17 protein-coding genes are annotated in these 19,386 nt (G+C 71.7%); all 17 read left to right on the top strand.

Going from position 1 to position 19,386, the window contains the following annotated elements:
- Positions 1–159 precede the first annotated feature (159 nt).
- Positions 160–1,668 (top strand): phage tail sheath family protein, encoded by a 1,509-nt coding sequence (locus tag M4J07_RS28865; RefSeq protein ID WP_255976341.1) that lies wholly within the window; start codon positions 160–162, stop codon positions 1,666–1,668.
- 1 nt (position 1,669) lies between these two features.
- Positions 1,670–2,200, top strand: coding sequence for a phage tail protein (locus M4J07_RS28860; RefSeq protein ID WP_255976339.1), 531 nt, complete (start codon positions 1,670–1,672; stop codon positions 2,198–2,200).
- An 80-nt stretch (positions 2,201–2,280) separates the two neighbouring features.
- A complete protein-coding gene (locus tag M4J07_RS28855; protein WP_255976338.1) occupies positions 2,281–2,985 on the top strand; it encodes a hypothetical protein in 705 nt (234 codons plus the stop codon).
- 698 nt (positions 2,986–3,683) lie between these two features.
- Positions 3,684–3,863 carry a hypothetical protein gene (locus tag M4J07_RS28850; RefSeq protein ID WP_255976336.1) on the top strand — a complete coding sequence of 60 codons (180 nt, stop codon included), beginning with the start codon at positions 3,684–3,686 and terminating at the stop codon, positions 3,861–3,863.
- Positions 3,860–5,041 (top strand): DUF4255 domain-containing protein, encoded by a 1,182-nt coding sequence (locus tag M4J07_RS28845; protein WP_255976335.1) that lies wholly within the window; start codon positions 3,860–3,862, stop codon positions 5,039–5,041. Before M4J07_RS28850 ends, M4J07_RS28845 begins: the two co-directional genes overlap by 4 nt.
- Positions 5,038–7,167 carry an AAA family ATPase gene (locus tag M4J07_RS48290; protein ID WP_255976333.1) on the top strand — a complete coding sequence of 710 codons (2,130 nt, stop codon included), beginning with the start codon at positions 5,038–5,040 and terminating at the stop codon, positions 7,165–7,167. Before M4J07_RS28845 ends, M4J07_RS48290 begins: the two co-directional genes overlap by 4 nt.
- Positions 7,164–7,499 (top strand): hypothetical protein, encoded by a 336-nt coding sequence (locus M4J07_RS28835; RefSeq protein WP_255976331.1) that lies wholly within the window; start codon positions 7,164–7,166, stop codon positions 7,497–7,499. The genes M4J07_RS48290 and M4J07_RS28835 overlap by 4 nt, the downstream gene beginning before the upstream one ends.
- The gene (locus M4J07_RS28830; RefSeq protein WP_255976330.1) at positions 7,496–8,176 is read left to right on the top strand and encodes a hypothetical protein; all 681 of its coding nucleotides are present in this window, start codon (positions 7,496–7,498) and stop codon (positions 8,174–8,176) included. Before M4J07_RS28835 ends, M4J07_RS28830 begins: the two co-directional genes overlap by 4 nt.
- Positions 8,176–8,493: a hypothetical protein gene (locus M4J07_RS28825; protein ID WP_255976329.1), complete on the top strand. Its 318-nt coding sequence runs from the start codon at positions 8,176–8,178 to the stop codon at positions 8,491–8,493. Before M4J07_RS28830 ends, M4J07_RS28825 begins: the two co-directional genes overlap by 1 nt.
- Entirely contained in the window at positions 8,483–9,589 is a 1,107-nt protein-coding gene (locus M4J07_RS28820) for a hypothetical protein (RefSeq protein ID WP_255976328.1), read from the top strand. Before M4J07_RS28825 ends, M4J07_RS28820 begins: the two co-directional genes overlap by 11 nt.
- A 41-nt stretch (positions 9,590–9,630) precedes the next feature.
- Entirely contained in the window at positions 9,631–10,221 is a 591-nt protein-coding gene (locus M4J07_RS28815) for a phage baseplate assembly protein V (protein ID WP_255976327.1), read from the top strand.
- A 10-nt stretch (positions 10,222–10,231) separates the two neighbouring features.
- Positions 10,232–10,579 (top strand): hypothetical protein, encoded by a 348-nt coding sequence (locus M4J07_RS28810; RefSeq protein WP_255976326.1) that lies wholly within the window; start codon positions 10,232–10,234, stop codon positions 10,577–10,579.
- Entirely contained in the window at positions 10,576–10,965 is a 390-nt protein-coding gene (locus M4J07_RS28805; protein ID WP_255976325.1) for a GPW/gp25 family protein, read from the top strand. Before M4J07_RS28810 ends, M4J07_RS28805 begins: the two co-directional genes overlap by 4 nt.
- Positions 10,962–13,787 (top strand): putative baseplate assembly protein, encoded by a 2,826-nt coding sequence (locus M4J07_RS28800; protein WP_255976324.1) that lies wholly within the window; start codon positions 10,962–10,964, stop codon positions 13,785–13,787. Before M4J07_RS28805 ends, M4J07_RS28800 begins: the two co-directional genes overlap by 4 nt.
- 6 nt (positions 13,788–13,793) lie before the next feature.
- A complete protein-coding gene (locus tag M4J07_RS28795; protein ID WP_255976323.1) occupies positions 13,794–16,394 on the top strand; it encodes a putative baseplate assembly protein in 2,601 nt (866 codons plus the stop codon).
- Positions 16,391–18,496 (top strand): hypothetical protein, encoded by a 2,106-nt coding sequence (locus M4J07_RS28790; protein ID WP_255976322.1) that lies wholly within the window; start codon positions 16,391–16,393, stop codon positions 18,494–18,496. The genes M4J07_RS28795 and M4J07_RS28790 overlap by 4 nt, the downstream gene beginning before the upstream one ends.
- 9 nt (positions 18,497–18,505) lie before the next feature.
- Positions 18,506–19,386: DUF6519 domain-containing protein (locus tag M4J07_RS48285; protein WP_255976321.1), on the top strand; the 881-nt coding region annotated here is incomplete at its 3' end.

Below are 19,386 nucleotides of genomic sequence, written 5' to 3'. Positions count from 1 at the left end.
CTCGGGCGCGGAGGGGCATCGCCGTTCGCCGAGGCCCAACTTTGTCAACGACCGCCCGGTGACGCAGGAGTGACGCCTCATTGACTGATGCCCGGGCACCCTTCCAGGCACCGTACGACGGCCCGGTGCCGTCGGGTGAGGGAGGCCGAGGGGGCCAGCATGCAATTCTCCTATCCGGGTGTGTACATCGAGGAACTCGAGAGCCCTGTGCGGCCCATCGTCGGTGCGGAGACATCGGTGACGGCGTTCGTGGGACCCACGCTGACCGGGCCGACGACACCGACGACCGTGGAGAGCTGGGACGACTTCGAGAGCCAGTTCGGAGGGCTCTGGCGAGGCAGTGAACTGAGCTACGCGGTCTACCAGTTCTTCCTCAACGGCGGCGCCAAGGCGATCGTCGTCCGCGTCGGCGACGCTCCCGAGTACGCACGCGTCGACCTCGGCAACGAAATCAAGTTGAAGGCGAGGGCTCCGGGCGCTCAGGGCAACGACCTCAAGGTGACCGTGACGCACGACGCCACCAACAACAAGCAATACGCCCTCGTCATCACCGCCGCAACCACCACGGAGTCGTACGACGTAACCATCGACCCCGCCCTTCGCAGCCGCTGGCTGGGCAGGCAACTCGAGACCTCGCAGCTGGTACAGCCCGACGCCGACGTATTCGACCAGCGGCCTGATGCGGCCACGGACAAGCGGTTCACGAACGGCAGGGACGGCACCTTCACACCCGACCATGCGCTGGGCAACTCCTCGACGCGACCCCACACCGGACTCGCGGCCCTCGCCGACGTCGAGATCTTCAATCTCCTGGTGATTCCGGCCCAGTTGGCCAAGCCGGCGAGTGGGACGGACAACCGCGACAGCGCCTGGGCCCCCGTGGTCGACGCCGCCGTCCGGCTGTGCGAGGAGCGGCGGGCGATGCTGCTGCTCGATCCGCCGTTCGCCTGGGAAACACCGGAGGTCGCGGTGACCAAGGCCCGGTCCGGGCTGCCGGTGACCGGCCTCATCGGGCGCAACGCTGCCGTGTTCTTCCCGAAGGTCCAGATCTCGGATCCCCTGGGCGGTGAGCTCATGGTGGGGCCGGCCGGCACGGTCGCCGGTGTGATCGCCCGTACCGATACCAGGCGCGGGGTCTGGAAGGCGCCGGCCGGAACGGACGACGGCGGACTGCTGGGCGTGCGCTCGCTCGCCTTCCGACTGACCGATCAGCAGAACGGCAGCCTCAACAAGCTGGGCGTGAACTGCCTGCGGACCTTCCCCGTCTACGGGAACGTGCAGTGGGGCGCGCGCACCTGCCGCGGCGCCGACGCCATAAGCGATCCCTGGAAGTACATTCCGGCCCGGCGCGTGGCCCTGCATATCGAGGAGTCACTGTTCGTCGGCACCAAGTGGGTGGTCTTCGAGCCGAACGACGAACCGCTGTGGTCGTCGATCCGGCTCAACGTCGGCGCGTTCATGAACCGGCTGTTCCGGCAGGGTGCCTTCCAGGGACGCACCGCGAAGGACGCGTACTTCGTGCGCTGCGACGCAGGCAACAACCCGCAGGCAGACATCGATCAGGGCATCGTCACCGTCGACGTGGGCTTCCAGCCGCTGTCGCCCGCCGAGTTCGTCCACATCCGTATCCAGCAGAAGCGCGACGACGCCAGGGCCCAGGGGAGCTGAGATGGCGCAGTTCACGGTCAATACCGCCCGCTTGGACCCGTACAAGAACTTCAAGTTCCGCGTGATGTGGAACGAGCGCTATGTCGCCGGAGTGAGCAAGGTCAGCGCCCTCAAGCGCACCACCGAGGTGGTGGAGCACCGCCACGGCGGCGATCACTCCAGTGCCCGCAAGTCGCCGGGCCGCACCAAGTACGAACCGATCACGCTGGAGCGCGGGGTCACTCACGACCCGGAGTTCGAGCTGTGGGCGAACAAGGTCTGGAACTACGCCAACGCCCAGTCGGCACCGGAGCAACGGGACCGCGAGGTCGCCCTGGCCGGGTTCCGCAAGGACCTGGTCATCGAGGTCTACAACGAGGCGGGCCAGAAGGTGCTGGCCTACCAGGTGTTCCGCTGCTGGGTGTCCGAGTACCAGGCGCTCCCCGATCTGGACGCCAACGCCAATGCGGTCGCGATCCAGCATCTGAAGCTGGAGAACGAGGGCTGGGTGCGCGATGCGAGCGTCAACGAGCCGAGTGAGATCGATTTCTGACGGACTGCCACAAGACCACAAGTAGTGACGTCGCGTCGGCACGGTACGTCACATGTGCCAAGGGAAGGGCAGGTGCCGGGATGACCACGGTGAGCGCAGGTGAACTGCTGGACGCCTGGGAGTCCGGCTGGCCTCACGATCCACTGCGGCGCGGCCTTGCCCTGTTCGCCGCCGCCCGGCGCACCGCCCCCGCGGTCGTCGCGGAACTGCCCGTGGGCCGACGGGACCGGGCCCTGTTCGCCTTCCGCGCGGCGCTGTTCGGCACCACGGTGAACGCGGTCTCCCGCTGCCCCGGATGCGGCACGGACGTCGAAGTCGATTTCGACCAGGAGGAGTTGCTGGCGCGGCTGGAGCAGACGCACCCGGCGGACGGAGATGCCGTCACGATGCACGAGGACGGTCGCGAGGTGCGGGTTCGCCTGCCGACGAGCGCGGATCTCGCCGCCGTCCTGGACACAGGGGTCCCCGAGCCGGGGGAGGCGCTCGTCAGCCTCTGCACCCCCGCCGGAGGACCGGCTCCGGCCGCCGGCGCGGTCGCCGAGGCATGGATGGCGGCCGACCCGCTCATCGACGTCCGGGTCGGCCTCGGCTGCCCCGACTGCGGGACGGACTGGGAGGAGTCCTTCGACATCGTCGGATACCTCTGGGCGGAGCTCGACGCCTGGGGTCGCAGGACCCTGATGGAGGTGCACGAACTGGCGCGCGCCTACGGCTGGACCGAGCCGGAGACCCTGGCCCTGAGCCCATGGCGCCGCCAGTGCTATCTGGGGCTGGTGGCCACATGAACGGTCTCCTCGCCCGCCTCGTCGACCGCAGCCGCTCCCCCATGGCGGGTCTGCGCCCGCGCCCCGCTTCCCTGTACGAACATCCGTCACCGACCGCCGGGCCGCCACCGGCTGTCGGCACCGACGAGACGGAGAGCGGCCCAACCGCATCTGCCTCCGAGCCGCCAGCGGCCGCCGGCCCCGTGGATGACCGGCAGAGCCCCACAGGCCTCCCACCCCGGGACCTCGCTCCCGTAGATGTCGAGGTCGCCGCAGCGCACCAAGAGCCGACCACTCGTGGCTTGTACCGCCCAACGGCCCCTTCTTTGGTACGAGAAGGCGCGGCCACCCGAGACGAGATGCCGAATCCGCTCTCCCTTCCATCCGCTGATCCCGGCACCCCGCGGCCTCTCCCCGCCCTCGCCCGACCGGCCTCGCCTCCCGAAACGGCCGTGGGTTCGGTGCGCCCCGTCTCGGCGGAGTCTGCCGGCTTCCCGGCTCACGCCGAGGCGTCCGCGCGGCCCTCCGCCGCCGCTCGGGTCTTCCCCCAACCGGGCCGTCGCGCCCCGGACCCTCGTCGGAACCCACTACAGGACCCCGCGGTCGGTGTTCCGCCGTCCCCGCGCCGGGAGGCTCCGCAACCCGCTCTCGTCCTCACCCGCCCGCTGCTGCACCCGGCCGTCCGGTCGCCCGCGCTCGTGGCGGGTGCTGCACCCGCCTTGGCTCCGGCGGCGGAACCCGAGGTCGTGGTCGAGGTGTCCATCGGCCGGGTGGACGTGCGGACCCCGCCCGCCGCCGCCCCCCAACAGCAGGTCCAGCCGTCCGCAGCCGCTCGGGCGAACCACGCCAAGGCGTTGGAGAACTATCTGCGCCGACGCGCCGAGGGGGAATTGGGATGAGCAACTCCCTTGCCGTCGCGGCCGTGACCGCCACCCTGCGGGCCAGGCTCTACGCACGACTCGGCGGACCCCAGGTCACCGTCGCCCCGCCCGACAAAGCGCCCGATGCGGCAGGCGGCGACCACGTCAACCTGTTCCTGTACCGGGCCGACCTCAATCCGGCCTTCCGCAACGCCGACCCGCCCGGCTCGCCTCCCGGCGAGTCCCCCAAGCCGGTGCTGCCGCTCGTACTGCACTACCTGCTCGCCGCGTACAGCGACAACGAGGGTATGGCGCACCAACTACTGGGCGCGGCGATGCTCGCCCTGCACGACGAGTCGGTGCTGTCGCCCGACGAGATCCGGGCGGCGACAACGGCTTCGCTGCCGGGCAGCGATCTGCACCTGCAGCCCGAGCGTGTGAAGATCACGCAGGAAACGCTGAGTCAGGACGACATCGCCAAGATGTGGACGGCGTTCGGCACCCCTTTCCGGATGTCGTCCGCGTACCAGGTGACGGTCGTCCTCATCGACAGCGCCCGGCCCGGCGCGGCACCGATGCCCGTGCTGCGACGGGGCGCCGACGACCGGGGCCCGGCCGCCCGCCCCGACACGGGCTCCCCCACGCTGCTCGGACTCCGTTACGCCACGGCCGGCCAGGTCTCTGCGCTGCCCGGTGAGCAGGTCACACTGCTGACGGAGGCACTGCCGGCGGGCGCCCTGTCAGCCGGCCTGCGGCACTTGCGTGTGCGGCGGAGCACAAGTGTGCCGCTGTCCGGCGGCGGAGGCGCCGAACTGATCCTCACGCTGCCCGCGACGGACCTTCCCGCTGGACCGTGGGCCGTGGACGTCGGCCCAGCGGGCGGCGCCTCGCCGCGCACCAACACGCTCGCCCTGGGCATCGCGCCGGAGGTCACCGGGCTCGCTGCCGCGGCGGCGGGAACACCGGCGCGTACGAGGGTGACCGTGACGGCCGGGCAGCACGTGCTGCCCGGGCAGCAGGTCGCCGTGCTGGTGGGAACACGGCAGCTGGCCGTGGGAATGCTGACCGCCCCCACCAAGACCGTGTCGGTCACCGCGGAGCTGCCCTCGGGGAAGACCCGGGTGCGGTTGCGCGTGGACGGTGTCGACAGCGAGATCGTCGACCGGGCGCACGGCACCTTCCGCACCGGCCCGACGGTGGAGGTGACGATCCCGTGAGCCTCGGCTCCCCGGCCGACCTTCGTTGGGAGGAGGCCAACAGCCGCTACCTGAAAGCCTCGTTGGCCTGGTTGCGCGCGCGGCTGCGCACCGTGACCGACGGGGCGGCGGATATCTCACGGGAGTCCAGGGAGGCCCAGGTACGGGAAGGTGGCAGGAGCCGGGGCCGGCGAGGACGCGCCGTTGAACTGCCGCCCCCCGCACCGGACGACTACCCACGAGCGTTCCGGCCGACCACCGGCGCCGTACCGGACGGGGCCGGCCTCGATACTCTCGCCGCCGCGCGACAGAAGGCGGCGGCCCCCGACGGCACCGCGCCGCCCGCCCTGCTGCAGCTGGCAGAGCGGTTCGGGCTGACCGACTTCGAACGAGACGTGCTGTTGCTGGCCACCGCCCCGGCCGTGGACCCTGCGATGGGCGCCGCGATCGCCGCCGCACACGGCGACTCGCAGGCCTCGGCGCCGACGTTCGCGCTGGCGCTGCGGCTGTTCGACGAGGCCCGCTGGGACGTGCTGTCCCCGACGCGGCCCCTACGGCGCTGGCGGCTGGTCGAGGCCGCACCCGCTCCCGCGCAACCGCTTCTCACGGCCCCGCTGTGCGCCGACGACCGGATCGCCAACCTGGTGCGAGGTCTCAACCACCTCGACGGGCGGCTGGCTTCGGTCCTCGAGCGGGTGGCCGACGCGGCCCCCGGCATCGCCTCGCCCGCCTCGCTCCGGCACGCGGAGGACTCGGTGGCGGAGGCTGCCTTCGCCGACTTCCCCGACGGTCGGTCCCCCGTCGTCCATCTCATCGGGAGCGACGCCGACAGCGCGGCGCTCGTGGCCGTGCGGGCGTTCGCACGGCTGGGTCGTGAGCTGTACCGCCTGCGCGCCGGACTGCTGTTGCGCGGCGGGCAGGATCCAGACACGGTGGCCCTGTTGTGGCACCGGGAGAGTCTGCTGCTGCCGGTCGCGCTGTTCCTCGACGGGACCGACGCCGATCCCGACGACCCGGCCCAGGCTTCCGCCATCCGGCGTCTGCTGTCACGTACCGGCGGGCCGGTTGTGCTGGCCGCCCGTGACGTGTGGCCGGTCGACGGACGGGCCGGGGCCGTGGTCGACGTGGCAGTTCCGCCGCCTGACGAGCAGCGCGCCCTGTGGGCTGCGGCCACCGGCCTTGAGCCGGCAGGGGCGCCCACCGCGCTGTCGAGCCAGTTCCGACTGGGGCTGCCCGCGCTGCATCGCATCGCCGCCGCCCACCCGCCGGACGCCCTCGCCCCCGACGAGGCCGAGGCCCGGCTCTGGGTGGCCTGCCGCAACGCCGTCCGGCCCCGCCTCGAGGCCCTCGCGCAGCGCATCGTGCCCCGCGCACGATGGGACGATCTGGTACTGCCCCGACAGCAGACGGACATGCTGCGACGGATGGCCGGCCAGGTCCGGCACGGCGCCGCGGTGTTCGGGGACTGGGGCTTCGGCGAGCGGACCCACCGGGGGCAAGGCGTGACCGCGCTGTTCTGTGGCCCGAGCGGTACCGGAAAGACGTTCGCCTCCGAGGTGCTCGCCCACGAACTCGGCCTGGACCTCTACCGCGTCGACCTGTCGGCCGTGGTGAGCAAGTACATCGGCGAGACCGAGAAGAACCTGCGCCGGGTGTTCGACGCCGCCGAGTGCGGGGGCTCGCTGCTCCTGTTCGACGAGGCGGACGCCCTGTTCGGGCGACGCAGCGAGGTACAGGACAGCCACGACCGGTACGCCAACATCGAGGTGAGCTACCTCCTGCAACGCATGGAGGCCTACCGAGGTGTCGCCGTGCTGGCCACCAACCTGCGGGCCGCACTGGATCCCGCGTTCCTGCGACGCCTGAGGTTCGTCGTGGAGTTTCCGGTGCCCGGCGAGGAGGAACGACGGCGGCTGTGGGCGGCGGCCTTCCCGGACGCGGTGCCGCGCGACGACGATCTCGACCTCGGCCTCCTCGCCGATCTGCCGGCCACCGGCGCGGCCATCCAGGCGATCGCACTGAGCGCTGCCTTCGCGGCGGCGGCGGCCGGGCGGCCCGTCGACACCGCGATGCTCGTCGGCGCCGCCCGAGCCGAGTTCCGCAAGCTGGACCTGCCGATGCCCGTGCTCGCCGGGGAGGCGCCATGACCGTGCGGAGGATCGCGCTGCGGATCGAGCGGATCGTGCTCGACTCCGCTGCGGCCGAAGGGCGTTCGGCGACCGAGGTGGCCGAGGTGGTGAGGGCGGCGCTGCAGCAGGGGCTCGCAGTGCCTGCCCGGCCGTCGGTCGGGCAGGAGCCCCGAGACCGGACGACGGGTCCCCGCCGCTTCGCGCAGGACCGGCTGCGGTTGACCGTCGCGGACGGTGGGCTCGATGGGGCGGCGCGCGCGGCGGCAGGAGCCATCGGGCGTGTGCTGGCCGATGCCGGGCCCGGCCACGCCGCCGTCCAAGGGTCCGGCCGGGACGGTGACACCCGATGACCTCGTCCTTCCCACCGGGAACCCCCGTCGTCCAGCGCGGCGCCCTCGTCCTCCTGGATCCCACCACGGGAGCCGTTCTGCGGACGATCACTCTCCAGTACAACCCCGACACCCTTACGCGCACGCTGCAGCCGCAGGGCGTCGCGGCCGAGGCCGGGGAACGGAGCGAGGCGCTTCGGCTGAAGGGGCCCGCGCACGAGACGGTCAAGGTGGACGTCGAGCTGAACGCGACCGACCAGCTGGAGAATCCTTCCGGGACGGACGGGGACACCGTGGCCCGATACGGCCTGCTGCCCGTGCTCGCGGCACTGGACCTCCTGGTCAACCCGACGACTCGGGCACTCCTCGACCAGGACTCCGCGGCCCGTACCGGAGCGTTCGAGATCGCTCCCATGGAGTCGCCCCTGACGGTGTTCGTGTGGAGCCGCGACCGCGTGGTGCCGGTGCGGATCACGGAGTTCACGGTCACCGAGGAGGACTTCGACTCCCAGCTGCACCCGATCCGCGCCAAGGTCTCCCTGAGCCTGCGCCTTCTCACCGTCGATGACCTGGGCTTCACCCACCGCGGCGGCGTTCTGTTCCTCGCCCACCAGCGGCGCCGCGAACAGCTCGCCGCCCTGTACCGCTCGCCCGGGCCGCCCACCACCGGCTTCGGCACACCACCGGGAGGCAGCTGATGTTCACCCCCGCGAGCCGCTACCACGGCGTCGAAGTTGCCCGGTACCAGCCGCCGGATGACGGCGACCCGATCCCGTACGTCCGCCGCAGGCTCCTGCCCGCCCCCGCCACCCTGACGCCGATCGGCTTTCGCACGGTGGCCGAGAGCGACCGCCTCGACCGGATCGCGGCAGCCGCGTTCGGGGATCCGGAGCTGTTCTGGCGGATCGCGGATGCCAATCCCGTCCTTGATCCGGCCGAGTTGACCGACCGTCCGGGCCGCCGCCTGCTGATCGCTCTGTCCGCCGAAGCAGCCGGGAGCACGCATGGCTTCTGAACTGCTGCTGGCGCTCAGGCTCGGGGCGGTGCGCGCCGAGCCGGTGCCGCGCGAGGTGGCCGACGCCCTGCTGTCCGTCCAGGTCACCGAAGGTGTCGGGCAGTCAGGCGGCTTCCAGCTGCAGTTCGTCACGGCCAAACGCTCTCTGCTCATGGCCGAGTTGCTGCCACAGGGCGCCCTGGACCCGCCGGCCCGGACGCAGCTGGTGCTCACTGTGCGCGGGCGGTCGACGGTGCTGATGGACGGGGTCATCACCCGCCACGAGGTCGCCCCGTCCGCCGATCCGGGACAGGCGAAGCTGACGCTGACCGGCGAGGACGTCTCCCGGATGATGGATGTCGTCGACTTCAGCGGCGTCAAGTACCCGTGTCTGCCGCCCGAGGGGCGCGTCGCGGTGATCTGCGCCAAGTACGTCATGTACGGGCTGGTCCCCGCGATCACACCGAGCGTGTTCATGGTGGCACCCAACCCGCTGAAGGAGGTGCCCAGTCAGCAGGGCACCGACCTGGCGTACGTGAGGCAGCTCGCCGCCCAGGCCGGCTATCAGTTCTTCGTGGAACCGGGCCCCCTCCCGGGCGTCAACGTCGCCCACTGGGAACCACCGAACAAGTTGGGTCTGCCACAGGAGCCGCTGCTGGTCAACAGCGACACCATGAGCAACGTCGAGAGTCTGTCCTTCTCCTTCGATGGTTTCTCCGCCACCCAGTACGTCGTACTCATCCAGAACCCCGAGACCAAGTTCCCGATCCCGGTACCCGTTCCGGACGTCACTCCGCTGTCTCCGGCCATGGGCCGCCGCAGGCCGCTCCCGCTGAAGGTCGAGCCGATCCACGGGCTGGCCAAGCTGACCCCGCCGCAGGCAGCGGGGGTGGCGCTGGCCCGGGCCGCGGACAGCTACGAGGTGATCTCCGGACAGGGCAGCCTCGATGTCCTGCGCTACGGACAGCCGCTGCGGGCCCGGCGGCCGGTCCCGGTGCACGGCGCGGGCGAGGCGTACGACGGGACGTACTACGTCCGAAGCGTCACGCACTCGATCAGACGGGGCGCCTACACCCAGCAGTTCACCCTGACCCGCAACGCCTTCGGGCCCCTGTGAACCATCCGGCCCGAAGACACGGCGCGAGGAGACGAGACGCCATGAGGAACATGGACGACATCGGCTACGTGGAGTCGCCGGGCTTCTTCAGCCCCGCGCAGCGCGCGGACGCCGAACCGCCGGGCGCACGGCGCTTCTACGGCAAGTACCGCGGCTCCGTCGTGAACAACATCGACCCGCTCGGGATGGGCCGGCTGCTGGTCAATGTGCCGGACGTGCTCGGTCTCTTCCCGACCAGCTGGGCGATGCCGTGCGTGCCACTCGGCGGGCTGCAGTCGGGGGTGTTCGTGGTGCCGGCCCAGCAGAGCGGTGTGTGGGTGGAGTTCGAGGGAGGCGACCCCGACCATCCCATCTGGACGGGCTTCTTCTGGGGCAGCCGTACCGAGGCCCCGGCCACGGCCGGTGCGCTCGTCCCGGCCTCCCCGGTCTTCCTGGTGGAGAGCACCGGCAAGAGCAAGGTCGCCGTCAGTGACTCCCCCATCGCGCCGATGAAGGGCGGCGGGGTGCTGCTGCAGTCGCCGACCGCGGCAATCACCGTGGACGGCGCCGGCGTGACCATCACCGCCGCGAACATCAGCCTGAACGGCCTCGTGAACATCAACAACGGCGCCCTCGTCGTGAAGACGGCGTGAGGAGGCCACCATGCCAGGATTCGCCCTCACCACGGCCGCCTCCCTGACCTGTGCGCACCAGGGCCAGCTGACGCTGACGCCCGGCGGGCAGCAGGTGCTGGCAACAGGCGCGCCGGTGGTGACGACGGCCGACGTGAATGTCGTCGCCCCTTCCTGTGCCCTGTCCTCGTCCCAGCCTCCGACCCCCTGCGTCAAAGTCGACTTCGGCCTGGCTGCCTCGACCCGCGTCTTCGTGCAGGGCCGCCCACTCGTCGTACAGCCCACCGGCCCGGGCACGGGACTGTGCCTGTCCGCCGCCCAGGTACCGCAGGGGCCGCCCGTGGTGTCGACGGTCCAGCAACGGGTGGTGGCCACGTGAGCACTCATCCGGATCAGGCCCGCACGCACCTGGACTTCCCCTTCCGCATCGACCCGCGCGGCCGCTCGGCCGACACGACCGACGAGGGCCATGTCCGCGACCTGATCGAACAGTTGCTGTTCACCGTGCCGGGAGAGCGGGTGAACCGGCCGGACTTCGGGTCGGGTGCGCTGCAACTGGTGTTCGCACCAGCCGACCAGGAACTGGCCGGGGCCGTCGAGTACTCCCTGCAGGCCGCGCTGCAGCGGTGGCTGGGCGATGTCATCCAGGTCGAGCGCGTCCAGGTGGAGAGCGAGGACTCAGAGCTGCGGATCACCGTCGGCTATGTGCTGCTCGCCACCGGCGATCCGGGCACAGCCGTTCTGGAACGGGAGACGGGACCGTGACCCACGTACCCGATCTACATCCTTGCCTGCCCGGCGAGCGGGCGGACCGCACCCGGCAGAGCGGTCTCGGCGCGGTCGTCGCCGTGGACGTCGACGTGCCCGGACGCACCCTGCGGGTGCTGCTGCTCGGTGCGGCGCCCGATCCGGTGCCGGACGCCGCGTGTGTACGGATCGACGGACCTGGGTGCGAGGTACGTGCCGTGGCAGTGCGGGTCGAGGGTGCGCCGGCGCCGGCTCGGCAGGCCACGCTGCTCGTCACGCTGGACCGCCTCGGCGACGGATCCCCCTACACGCTCCGCCTGGTCGACCCGGAACGGCCCGACGCCCCGTACCCCGGTTTCGATCCCCGGCACAGCGGCGCGGAGTTCACCTTCACCGCGCATTGCGCCGAAGCGACCGACTGCGCGCCCGTGACCGACTGTCCGGCCCCGGCAGGTGCCGCGCCCGCCCTGGACTACCTGGCCAGGGACTATGCGAGCTTCCGCCGCCTGATCCTCGACCGGCTGGCCCTCACCTCGCCCGCCTGGGCCGACCCGGAGATCCCGGACATCGGCATCACCCTCGTCGAACTCCTCGCCTACGTCGGCGACCAGCTCTCCTACCGACAGGACACCATCGCCACCGAGGCATACCTGCACACCGCACGCCTGCGTACCTCCGTCCGCCGCCACCTGCGACTGGTCGACTACCGGCTGCACGAGGGCTGCAACGCCCGCACGTGGGTGCACCTGGAGGTCGAGGAGTACGCGGTGCTGCGCGTCGGCACGTACTGGTTCGCCACCGCTCTGCCCGTCGAGCACCCGCTCGTCCCGGAGGACCGGTTGACTTCTCTCACCGGCCACTTCGAGCGCTACGAGCCCGTGGTCGCCGCCGACCTGGTGCTGCGCCCGGCGCACAACCGGATCCGGTTGTGGACCTGGGACGGCGAGGAGTGCTGTCTGCCCACCGGGACGACGTCCGCGACCTTGGTCGACCCCGGCACCGCCGAGCAGCGCCTGCTGGAGCTGGCACCCGGTGACGTGCTGATCCTGGAGGAGGTGCGCGGTACGGCCACGGGTGTGCCCGGCGACGCGGATCCACGTCACCGGCAGGCGGTGCGGCTCACCGAGGTGCAGGAGGTCACGGACCCGGTGCACGGGCAGCGACTGCTGCGCGTGTGCTGGGCCGAGGAGGACGCGCTGGCCTTTCCCTTGTGCCTGGCCGTGGTGGGCGGTGACCGGTGCTGTCTGATCGAGGACCTGAGTGTGGCGCGCGGCAACATCGTGCTGGTCGACCACGGCAGCAGCGGTGCACCACCCGTCCGTCTCACCGCCCCCGACGCGGCAGTGAGCCCGACGGCCTGCGACGGCCTCGGCCGGCCTCGGACCCGGTCTTCGCCGCCCGTGCGGTGGTTGCCTCGTCTGGACTCCGGCCCGCTCACCCGCCGCTCGCCGCACCCCGACCCGGCCCGCACGGCGGCCGCGCAGGTTCGGGCGCTGGAGGCGATCCCCGCGCGGGCGGCCGAGGCCGTCGAGGACATGGACCGGCGAGTGGCGGCCGGCGAACCACTGGCGGACGCCGACCTCGACCTGGCCCGCACGCTGTGGGGTGCCCGAACCGTGGCAGGGTCCGGACTGGACGACGCGCGCGACGCGGCACAGCAACGGACGGCGCTGTTGCGGCTGCAGACGCGCTCGTCCGCCCTGCTGGCCCGCCGCACCGCGCGGCTGGCCCGGCTCGCCGAGCGGGCCCGCGCCGGCAGCCCACTCGACGACGAGACCGCTGCCGAGGTGGCCGCGGCTTGGGGAGTGGTCCTGGCAGCCGGGCTCGCCCCGTCCGACCCCCAGCTCGCGGGACCCGCTTCAGCCGCACTCACCCAGGATCCGCGGGCCGCTCTCCCCCAGCTGACGCTGACGTCGTCGGGCGAACTCTGGACACCGCGGGCCGACCTGCTCGACAGCGCCGGTGACGATCCCCATGTCGTGGTCGAGGCCGAGGACGACGGAACCGCCCGGCTGCGTTTCGGCAACGGACAGTCGGGGCGGGCGGTGACGGGCGGACAGGAGTTCCTAGCCGCACTGCGGGTCGGCAACGGGCCCGCGGGCAACGCGGGTTCGGACACGGTGGTACAGGTGGTCGTCAGCGCACGCACCGACGCCCGCATCACCGCCGTCCGCAATCCCCTGCCTGCGACGGGCGGCACTGCACCCGAACTCGTCGCGGACGCGCGGTTGTTCGGGCCCACGCAGTACCGGCACCGACTCGAGCGGGCTGTCACTGCGGACGACTACAGCGCGCTGGCGGGCGAGGTGGCAGGCGTACAACGCGCGGCCACCGACCTTGTCTGGACAGGGAGTTGGTACGAGGCCGACGTGGCGGTCGACGCACTCGGACATACCACTCCCCCGGCCGGGCTCCTGGCCGCTGTGCGTGACCGGCTCGAACACGCCCGACGGATCGGCCACGACCTGCGGGTGAACGATCCGCGCGCGGTCGCGGTGGACGTACGTCTGCGGCTTTGCCTCGCACCGGACGCCCGGCGGGCAGCCGTGGAGCGGACGGTACGGGCCCGGCTCGGCGAAGGCACCGGCGGCCTGTTCCATCCTGACCGGCTGACCTTCGGCAGCGCCCTCTACACCGGGCGACTGGTGGCGGAGGCGATGGCGGTGCCGGGTGTGGTGGCGGCGAAGGTGAACCGGTTGGGCCGCGCCGAGTCGCCCGTACCGTCCGTGCCCGCCGACGGGGTGCTGGCCTTCGGGCCGCTGGAACTCCCGGTGGGCGGGGCGGATCCCTCGGGGCCGGGCCCCGGGGTGCTGTGGATCGACATGGTGGGAGGACGGTGAAGACCCATGTGCGTCAACGGTGACGCCAGTTGTAGCTGCACGGCCGGGGCCGCAACGCCGCTGCCGACGGACAACCCGCCCGGCGCGACGGCCCTCCACGCCCGCGTCGGCACGCATGCCGCGTTTCTCAGCGCGATGACCCGCGCCCTGGCCGGTTCGGCGCACCCCGAACTGGCCACGCTCAGCACCCGGGACCCCGCCGACCCCGCACTGGCCCTCCTGGACGCGTGGGCCTGCGTCGGCGACATCCTGGCGTTCTACCAGGAACGCATCGCCGACGAGGGCTATCTCGGTACTGCCACCGAACGCCAGTCGCTCCTCGGGCTGGGCCGGCTCGTCGGATACCAGCCCCGGCCCGGTCTCGCAGCGGACGGCCATCTCGCCTACACCCTGGACCCGGACCCGGCGGACGCACCGGTGACCGTGCCGACAGGCTCACAGGTGCAGAGTGTGCCGGATCCCGGAGAGAAGCCCGTGACGTTCGAGACGGTGGAGGACCTGACGGCCCGGCCCTCATGGGGGGCGCTGCGGGTCCGGACGCGACGCCCCCCACCTATGACACGGGAGTGCGCTCGAGGGCTGCGGGTCGTGTATGTCGACGGTGTCGGTACCGGGGTGGCCCCGAACGACCGGCTGCTGTTCCACTTCGACGACCGCGAGGAGCCGACCGTACGCATCGTCGAGTCCGTGCGCACCGACGCCCTCGCCGCCACGAGCGCCCTGCACCTGGTGACGATCTCCCCCAAGTACGAGGCCGAGTGCGCGGACAGTGCCACGCGGCCGGCCGAGCACACGTTCGTCCGTCTCGACGTTCTGCGGGTCAGGGCCGCTCCGTTCGGTGCCGCGGCGCCGCTCAAGCCGGTGGAAAGGACGGGCGACGGCGGGATGAGCGAGACCGCCACCGCTGCCCAGGAACCCCAGGAGTGGCCGCTGGACACCCCGCTCTACAAGGCGGGCGACGCGGAGCGGCAGCGGCTGTGGCTGGACGGGGACCACCCCCGCGTCCTGAGCGGCAGCTGGATCGTCATCGAGGCCGCGGGTGACGCGGGGAAACCGTTCCCGGTCACCTTCGCCCGGAGCCAGGGCCTGGCCCACTACGGGATCACGGGCAAGGTCACCGTCCTGGACCTGCCGAAGCCCTGGTACGAGAACCCGGCCCCGGACGCCGCCCCCTTGCTGAGTCTGCACCGCCCCGTCACCGTCCACGCTCAGGCCGAGCGGCTCAGCCTCGCCGCCGAACCGTTCACCGACGTCGTCAAAGGCTCGTCCGTCGATCTCGACCACGTGATCACCGATCTGCCCCCGTCCCGGACCGTCCTGATCACCGGCACGGACGCCGACAGCACCGAATCCACCGGCGAACTCGCCCGCGTCCTGAGCACCAGGACGGCCACCGACCCCAACCGGCCGGGCGCGACCCCGTACTCCGTCCTCGACCTGGCCACAGATCTCCGCCACCACTACCGCCGCGACACGGTCACCGTATGGGGCAATGCCGTACCCGCCACACACGGGGAGACCAAGGAAGAACCGGCGCTCGGCAGCGGCGACGCGTCCCGGCCGAGCCAGCGCTTCACCCTGGCCGCGCATCCGCTGACCTATGTGGCGGCGCCCGACGCCGACGGAGAGGAGTCGCAACTCGAGCTCAGGGTCGACGAGTTGTCCTGGCACGAGACGGACGAGGTAGCGCGCGCCGCCCCGACCGAGCACGCCTACCAACTCCGCACGGACGACACCGGCACCGCCGCCATCACTTTCGGGGACGGCCGTCGCGGGGCCCGCCTGCCCACCGGCACAGGGAACCTCGCCGCCCGCTACCGGATCGGCCTCGGCCGCAGCGGCAATCTGCGACCGGGACAGCTGACCCAGCTGCGCACCAGGCCCGTCGGCGTCAACGCCGTGACCAATCCGCTGCGCACCGGTGGCGGCACGGACGCCGACACCGACGCCGCGCTGCGCGGCCGGGCCGCGCTGCCGACGCTGGCGATGGATCGACTGGTCGGCCTGCGCGACTACGCCGACTTCACGCTGGCCCGGGCCGGTGTCGGCAAAGCGCTCGCCACCCGCCTCGCCGTCGGCGATCGCGAACTCGTGCACGTCACTGTGGCGGGTGTCGATGACTCCGCCCTCTCGCCGGACACGGCCGTCATCACCTCCCTGCTCGCTGCCTTCCGCCGCTACGGCGACCCCCACGTTCTCGCTTCCGTCGAGCCCCGCACCCGCTGGAACCTCGTCGTCGAAGCGAGGCTCGGCATCGCCCCCGACCGCTCCCCGACCCTGCTCGAACCGCACGTCCGCGCCGCCTTCGAGCGCGCCTTCACCTTCGAGGCACGGGAGTTGGGACAGAGCGTGTATCTCGCGGAGGCCGTGGCCGCGCTCCAGGGCGTGCCGGGGGTCACGTTCGTGGACGTACGACGCTTCGGTGCCACGCCCGGAACCACGCCGGCTGACGCGGAGCAGGTCACGGGTGTCGCCGAACGTGTCCCGGCGCGGCCGGCCTGTGTCGAGGACGAAGCTCCCGACCAGGTCGTCCACCCCGCGGATCTGGTCGTCGCCGCTCCGGGGCTCCCGCACCTCGCCGTACTGCACCTGGAGGTGACCCGATGAGCAGCGCGCCCCGCGACCGTCTGTACGCCCTGCTGCCCGCCGTCCACCGCACCCGCGATGAGCAACTGGGCTTTCCCTTGCGGGCGTTGCTACGGATCATCGAGAGCCAGGTCCAGGTACTCGAGGACGACCTGGACACCTGGTACGCCAACTGGTTCGTGGAGACCTGCGAGGACTGGGTGGTGCCGTACATCGGCGCTCTGGTCGGCACCCGCCGCCCGCCGGCCGGCGGCTCGCCCGGCGCGGTGCGTGCGCTGTCCCCGCGCAGAGACGTGGCGGACGCCGTCGCGAACCGGCGGCGCAAAGGCACTGCGGCGGCGTTGGAGGCGGTCGCCCTGGACAGTTCCGGCTGGCCCGCGCGGGCCGTGGAGCTGTACCGGCACCTGGTCCGGGCCCAGCACATGCGACACGTACGCCTCGACCGCCCGGCGACCCTCGCGGTACGCGACACACTGGCCTGCGCACAATTGGGCGGCCCCTTCGACGGGACACCGCATCTACTGGACGTCCGGCGGCCGAACAGCACGGAAACCCTCGGCCTGCACGGCATCGCGAGCCTCGCCCTGTTCGTGTGGCGGCTGCGGGCATTTCCAGTGACCCGAGCACCGGCGTTCTGCATCGACCAGCGCTACAGCCGCTACCTCGTCAACGTCCTCGGAATCGACACCCAGTTGTTCGCCCCGGCACCCCGGGGCCCGGCGCCCGCGCGGGTCTCGGGGCCCGGTGACGTACCGCACCCGCTGGCACGCGAGGAGTTCGAGGCCGCCGTCACCGAGTACTACGGCCCCGGTCGCAGCCTGCAGATATGGCGGAACGCACCCGATGACGCCGTTCCGGCGGCACAGATCGTCGTGGCCGACCTCACCGACTGGCGGTACCGGCCGCAACCCGGGCAGGTCGTGGTCGATCCGGTGCTCGGCCGCATCGCCTTCCCCGCCGACGAGGCGCCGGCGGACGGGGTGTGGGTGAGCTGGCACTACGGCTTCCCCGACGCGATGGGCGGCGGCGCCTACCGGCGCCCGGTGACCCCGCTCGACGGACGCAGGCGGTACGCCGTGGGCGGCGTGGACGGCCTGGGCTCCCTCACAGCCGCACTCCAGCAGTGGCGAACGGACAAGACCGCGAACCGGTCGCTGCACGACGCATTGATCGAGATCCACGACTCGGCCGACTACACGGAATCGTTGCGGATCGACCTGGACGAGGAAGACCGCCTGGAGATCCGCGCGGCACCGGGGCACCGCCCGGTGATCCGCCTCCTCAACCAGAAGGCCAACCGCTTCGACGCGCTCACCGTACGGGCCACCGCGAAGCAGCCGCCGGCCGGCACGGTCGCCGACTGCCCGCCGCCGACTGCCCGCCGCCCGCGTCTGGTCCTCGACGGGCTGGTGGTCAGCGGCCGCAGCCTGTACGTGGTGGGCGAGATCGGCGAAGTCCTCCTGCGCCACTGCACGTTGGTGCCCGGCTGGGAGCTCCAGCACGACTGCCGCCCTCGATGGGGCACGGAGCCCTCTGTCGAACTGCGCCGCACCACCGCCCGGTTACGCGTCGCGCACTCGGTGATCGGCACGATTGTGGTGGACCAGGACGAATCCATGGGAGACCCCCTGGACATCGAGCTCCTGGACTCCATCGTCGACGCCACCGCGGGCGATCTCCCCGCCGTCACCGGCCCCGAGGACCGCTTCGCCCATGCCGCGCTCACCATGCGCCGCTGCACGGTCCTGGGCGACGTACGCGTTCATGTCCTCCCCCTCGCAGAGAACAGCATCGTCACCGGCTGCCTCCACACGCTTCGCCGCGACACAGGCTGTGTGCGCTACTCGTACGCGCCCGACAGTCACCCCGGCCCGCCCCGCTACCGCTGCGTGTCACCGCCCGGAACCGTACGACCGCACTTCACCAGCACCCGGTACGGCCACCCCGGATACTGCCAACTCCACGTCTCCTGCGACCCGTTGATCTCCGCAGGCGCCGAGGACGGGGCCGAGCTGGGCGCCTTCCACGACCTCTATCAGCCCCACCGCCTGAGCAACCTCCTCGACCACCTGACCGAGTACGTGCCGCTCGGCGTCGAGGCGGCCGTCATCACCGCCACTTAGGGAGACGCCGTGCACGGTGACTTCTCGAACATCACCTTCTCGCCAGACCGCCACTACTCGACCGTGTTCGACCTCCAGGGCCGGGTCGGTCTCGACGCCAACCGGAATGAGCAGACAGCGATCCTGCTGCACCAGTTGAGGACCGCGATGGCCGACCTGGTCGGCCCCTTCGCCACGCCGGCCGCCCGGCCCGGCTTCCAGGTCAAGGAGTTGACCAGTGGGGACTTCGTGATCGGCGCTGGGCACTACTACGTGGACGGCATCCTCGTGGACAACCCCACCGACATCGCGTACACCGCCCAGCCGCACGCGTTCATCGATCCGCGCGGCGCAGACAGGCTGCGGGGCCGCCGCATTCTCATCTACCTCAAGGTCTGGGAACGGCACATCACCGAGGTCGAGGACCCGTCGCTGCACGAACCCGCGCTGGGCCTGCACCACCCCGACACGGCAAGCCGCGCACAGGTGGTGTGGCAGGTCAGGGCGCACCCGCTCGCAGGGAGCGAGGAGCCGGAGCGGTGGATCGCCGACCAGCGCACGCCCGGCCCCGCGGGCCTGCTCCAAGTGGTCGGCAACCGGCAGGCCGGGGCCGACGACGATCCCTGCACCACCGTTCCGGATGGCGCGTACACCGGTGAGAACCAGCTCTACCGCGTGGAGATCCGGGACGGCGGGACGGCGGGCAAAGGCGCGAGCTTCGTCTGGTCCCGGGACAACGGTTCTGTGATCTTCCCCATCCGGCATGTCGACGAGGCCACCGTGCAGTTGACGACTCTTGGGCGCGACCGGCACGCCATGCTGGAGCCCGGCCACTGGGTCGAGGTGGTCGACGACGCCGTCTCCACCCGACGCGAACTGGGCAGGCCCGACCCGGCCGCCCCGCTCCACCA

The sequence above is a fragment of the Streptomyces longispororuber genome (assembly GCF_024448165.1).
GTDB lineage: Bacteria > Actinomycetota > Actinomycetes > Streptomycetales > Streptomycetaceae > Streptomyces > Streptomyces longispororuber_A.
This window is presented reverse-complemented; position numbering and strand designations above follow the sequence as displayed.